Origin of the sequence: Planktothrix sp. FACHB-1355 (genome assembly GCF_014748295.1) — a bacterium.
In the GTDB taxonomy this organism is placed as follows: domain Bacteria; phylum Cyanobacteriota; class Cyanobacteriia; order Cyanobacteriales; family Aerosakkonemataceae; genus Aerosakkonema; species Aerosakkonema funiforme_A.
Genome location: NZ_JACJUP010000534.1, coordinates 1 through 4,462 on the forward strand (window position 1 = coordinate 1; position 4,462 = coordinate 4,462).

A 4,462-nucleotide genomic window follows, 5' to 3' on the forward strand; every position below is an offset into this window, starting at 1 on the left:
CGTGTGCTCTTCCGATCTTTATTATCTGGTTCTGACCCTCTGGTCGTTCGTGAGGGAGAAGGTGTTGCTTGTTTGGGTGTTTCTTGAGACGGTGGAGCGTTTTGCTCAGAAGTAGAGCAACCCGGAAGTAATAAACTGACAACAGCCAGTAAAATAACGACAGTGAGGTTTTTCATCGATTTTAGCTTGTCCTCTTCTTATCAAGCTCAATCATACACAGAAATAGATCGCTTAGAAAAAAATAACATAAATTTGTAACGCTACATCGCTTAATCTGAAGCAAACTTAAAAAATACTTTTTCAAGTTTGCTTCAGATTATTGCTACATGGGTAAGCTACGTATGGGCTGATTAATATCTGTCCTGTACTAAGCAGGCACAGCCATTCCTTTTTTTACTGCGGGACGTTGTTCCACTGTTTCCACCCAACGTTTGAGATTTGGGTGATTATCTAATGTTAATCCTTGAAACTCATAAATTGCTACCCAAGGATAAGTGGCGATATCGGCAATTGAGTAATCCCCGCAGATATATTCTTTGTCTGCAAGTTGGTTATCTAACACACTGTAAAGGCGCAAACTTTCTTTTTCGTAACGTTCGATCGCGTAAGGTATTTTTTCTGGTGCAAAGCGTTTGAAGTGGTTTAACTGACCGAACATTGGCCCCACCCCGCCCATTTGGAACATCAGCCACTGCAATACTTGATAGCGACCTTTTTGGTCAGCGGGTAGGAATTTGCCCGTTTTTTCAGCTAGATAAATGAGAATTGCACCCGACTCAAAAACGGTGATATCCGTTTCGCGATCGACAATAGCAGGAATCTTGCTATTGGGATTGATCGCTACGAACTCAGGCGTAAATTGATCGCCCTTGGTAATGTCAATTTTGTAGACATTGTACGCCAGACCGACTTCCTCTAACATGATGGAAGCTTTGCGCCCGTTGGGTGTAGTGAAAGTGTAAAGGTCAATCATAATTTAGATATTGGTTATAGGTCAATAATATCTTAACTATTACTATCTTTTTTCTTCCTCTGCTTCATTTGATTTAAACCCATTTCTCCCCGTAGCCGATCGAGTTCCAACTCGATCGGATCGAGCGTTTGGGGTGACAAAGATGATTTTTTTTGTTTGGACGTTTGACGGTTTACCATTTTCGCAGTGCGGCGTTCGCGCACCAAAAAATCGTAATGATATAGGTAAGCCGCAACCGCAATTAAAAAAGCCATCGCCATCAGCAAAAAATTTCTGCCAGCATTGGCAGAATAAGGGTTAATACTAACTGCTAGAAATACGACAAAAATACTGGTAGATAGCAGTTCCAAAATCAAAATAATCGAGCCGTTCAAACCCTCTCGCCAGCTCAACCAACCAGGAAACCAATTAGACTTTTGTTTGACAAGTTTGATAATGCAGTGATGTCCTAAGACAATTCCGAAGAAATGCAGCACCAGTGCTGCTAAAATAATAGGTACTAGGTCACTCGCCTCATCTGAGCGACGGATAGACGGAGCAGCACTCTGCATAATGGCCGAAAAGACGGCTATGTTGGCGCAAGCCCGCGCCCATGATATTGGATAAGGAAACCATACAGGCCATAGTGATTGACGTTGCATAGATCAAATACCGATCGCTATCACCAATTACCAACTAATAGGCAAAATTAGTTTATCTTAAAAAACAAACAAGATGAAACTACAAATATTCGCGATCGCGATTTTAGCAAGCACGATCGGTTATGGCTGTGCGATCGCTACTTCTCAAGTCAGACAGCCGCCTGTTACAGAAGCTGCTCTCAAAGTACCACAAGAAGGCGATCGTCGTTGGGATAATGCAGAAGAAGCAGCTTTTCAACTTCGCAGTTTAGCAATTCGTCAAAAACTAGCAGCCGAAGACTTAGACAAACTCGACGCTTGGTGGCGACGGGAAAAAATCGGCGACCCCCACAAATATCTGCTTCCAGTTATCCTATCGCGTCTCAGCTTGGGAGACAGCTACAATCGCCAGCACATTTGGGATATTCTAATGAAATTGGAAAGAGAACGACCCGACCTTTACCATTTTCGCAGCGTTTTCGATATTCGCATCTTCTTCCTATTTCGCGACAAAATGCCCGCCAATGTGGAAGCTTCCTATCGCAGTATGGTAGAGTCGCCTCGCGTGAAGGAGTGGCTAGAAACTGGGACGGAAAACCATATGTTTATGCAGCGCCTATCCGGACTTGCTTTAATGGATAATAGCGGCTGGACTGTTAACGATCCGGCGACTGCTAGCACCATTGAAGCATGGTTGCGATCGGAACTCAACAAATTTCTCACCATCGGACAAGGCGAATTTCATTCTTCTACCTACTACGGATATAGTATCGGCGGTTTGCTCAATCTTTACGATTTTGCTCGCACTCCCGAACTGCGACAATTAGCAAAAGCAGGTTTAGATTGGTATGCTGCTAACATGGCTTTACGCCTGAGTTGGGGAACTGCTGGCGGTGCGGAAAGTCGCGGATTCGATCGCAATACTTGGAATAGCGGTTTGACTGCGGTAGCTTGGATGTGGTGGGGCGGGGAAGAGCGGGAGAGCGGGGGAGCGGGAGAGCGGGGGAGGAATTACCAATTACCGATCGTTGTCGAAAAGATGAATAATGGTAATGCAAGATTGGCGCTATTGGCGGGGTTGAGTTCCTATCGTCCCGACCCCAGTTTGCGACAGTTGGCGAGAAAAGAAGTACCCCTACCATTTTTAGCAAAAGCTTCTCATCCGGATTATTACAGCTACCATCAAGACAATCGCTTTTGGGAAACTTTTTACGTTACTAAAGATTACAGTCTCGCTACTCTATTAGAACCAAAACGTTCTTATCAAGTGAAGGGAACCATCAACGCTCAATATGCCACTTACAAGTTAGCGATCCGCGACCCCAAAGGAGAAAACAACGCCGTAATTAGTTTGGGCGGAACTTATCACAATTTGATGGCAACCGGTCGCAGTCCGGGAGATCAATATGTGCAGGGACGCAGTGCGGTAATTTATCAGTTAATCCTCAATCAACAAGATTTAGCAGCTAATGTACCACCCCGTTCTCACTTAGTTATTCCCATTCGCTACGGTCAACCGCAAAGATACAGAGATTGGTATATTTGGCAGATTGAAGAAACTTGGTTGCTTGCTCGTCCTTGGGGTGATAAAATTAGTTTGCTTGCGCCTGTATCGGAAAGGAATAAGGCCGATCGAGCTTTAGTAGCAAGTGGAAATAAAACTGCTTGGATTACCGATGTGGCGAGAATTGCCGATTATCCAAATTTTAAACGTTTGACTGCTGCATTAGATCGGGTTGTCATAGACGATCGCGAATGGGAAAAACAAGGCAAACTCGCTTACACTGGTTTGGAGGGCGATCGGTTAGTGATGACCTACGCACCCAACGGCGGTATCGGTGTTGCCAGCATCAACGGTAAACCGCGAGTATTGCAAAATTGGCCTGTAATAGCAAGTCCCTATCTGCGGCAAGGTTTGAGAAGTGGCGTTTTGGAATATCGCAATCCTGTCGGAGATAGTTGGAGCTTGCGTGCTACTTTGAACAGCTTCCAGTGGGATTTTAAAAGGGAGAAGGCAGACTGGGAAGTAGAACAAATTTCTTCCCCATCTTCCCGATATACCAGATGTTGTACCTCACTCACTCGCAATCGGCTCTAAATTGTTGGTTCGTAGTGGTGCGATCGGATCGATTGAAGGTACAAAAGCTGTACATTAATTGGGTAATATGTAAAATCTCCCAACAGAAAGATATTTCTGACCAGGCTATGAAAAAATCTACTTTCCTTGGTTCTGCCTTGTTGCTTGCCTTCGCTTCCCTGCTGAGCGCCTGCAATCAAACTAACTCTGGCCCAAATGCCACAACCACAGCAAATCCTTCCGCAGGGGCTGTTTCGTCTAACAGCATTCCCATCGGAATTGCTTTAGCGCAAACCAGCAACGTCGCTTTACTCGGTCAAGAAGGCATCCAAGGTGCCAAAATCGCCGAGAAATATTTTAACGATAAAGGAGGCATCAACGGCACGCCGATTAGATTGGTAGTTCAGGATACTGGCGGCGAAGAAGCGGGAGCGATTAACGCCTTTCAAACCCTAATTACCCAGAATCAAGTCGTCGGCATTGTTGGCCCCACTCTTTCTCAGCAAGCATTTAGTGCCGGTCCGATCGCAGAGCGTGCTAAAGTGCCAGTAATCGGAGCATCCAACACAGCTAAAGGAGTTCCCGAAATAGGAGATTACGTGGCTCGCGTTTCTGCACCTGTTGCCATTGTTGCTCCCAATTCAATCAAAGCAGCTCTCAAAATTAATCCCAAGATCGAGAAAGTGGCTGTGTTTTATGCACAAAATGATGCGTTTAGCAAGTCGGAAACTGAGACTTTTCAGCAAACAGTTAAAGACCAAAAACTCGATTTAGTAACAGTACAAAAGTTTC

Annotated in this window: 4 protein-coding genes; 2 read left to right on the forward strand and 2 right to left on the reverse strand. The window is 44.9% G+C overall.

The window, feature by feature from the left end; genetic code table 11:
• Positions 1-367: 367 nt before the first annotated feature.
• Positions 368-973, reverse strand: coding sequence for a glutathione binding-like protein (locus H6S82_RS20015; RefSeq protein ID WP_190466455.1), 606 nt, complete (start codon positions 971-973; stop codon positions 368-370).
• A 32-nt stretch (positions 974-1,005) separates the two neighbouring features.
• The gene (locus H6S82_RS20020; protein WP_190466452.1) at positions 1,006-1,614 is read right to left on the reverse strand and encodes a hypothetical protein; all 609 of its coding nucleotides are present in this window, start codon (positions 1,612-1,614) and stop codon (positions 1,006-1,008) included.
• 73 nt (positions 1,615-1,687) lie between these two features.
• Between H6S82_RS20020 and H6S82_RS20025 the strand changes: the two genes are divergently transcribed.
• Both H6S82_RS20025 and H6S82_RS20030 read left to right on the forward strand, forming a co-directional pair.
• Positions 1,688-3,691 (forward strand): hypothetical protein, encoded by a 2,004-nt coding sequence (locus tag H6S82_RS20025; RefSeq protein WP_190466450.1) that lies wholly within the window; start codon positions 1,688-1,690, stop codon positions 3,689-3,691.
• A gap of 107 nt (positions 3,692-3,798) precedes the next feature.
• Positions 3,799-4,462: ABC transporter substrate-binding protein (locus tag H6S82_RS20030; RefSeq protein WP_191056608.1), on the forward strand; the 664-nt coding region annotated here is incomplete at its 3' end.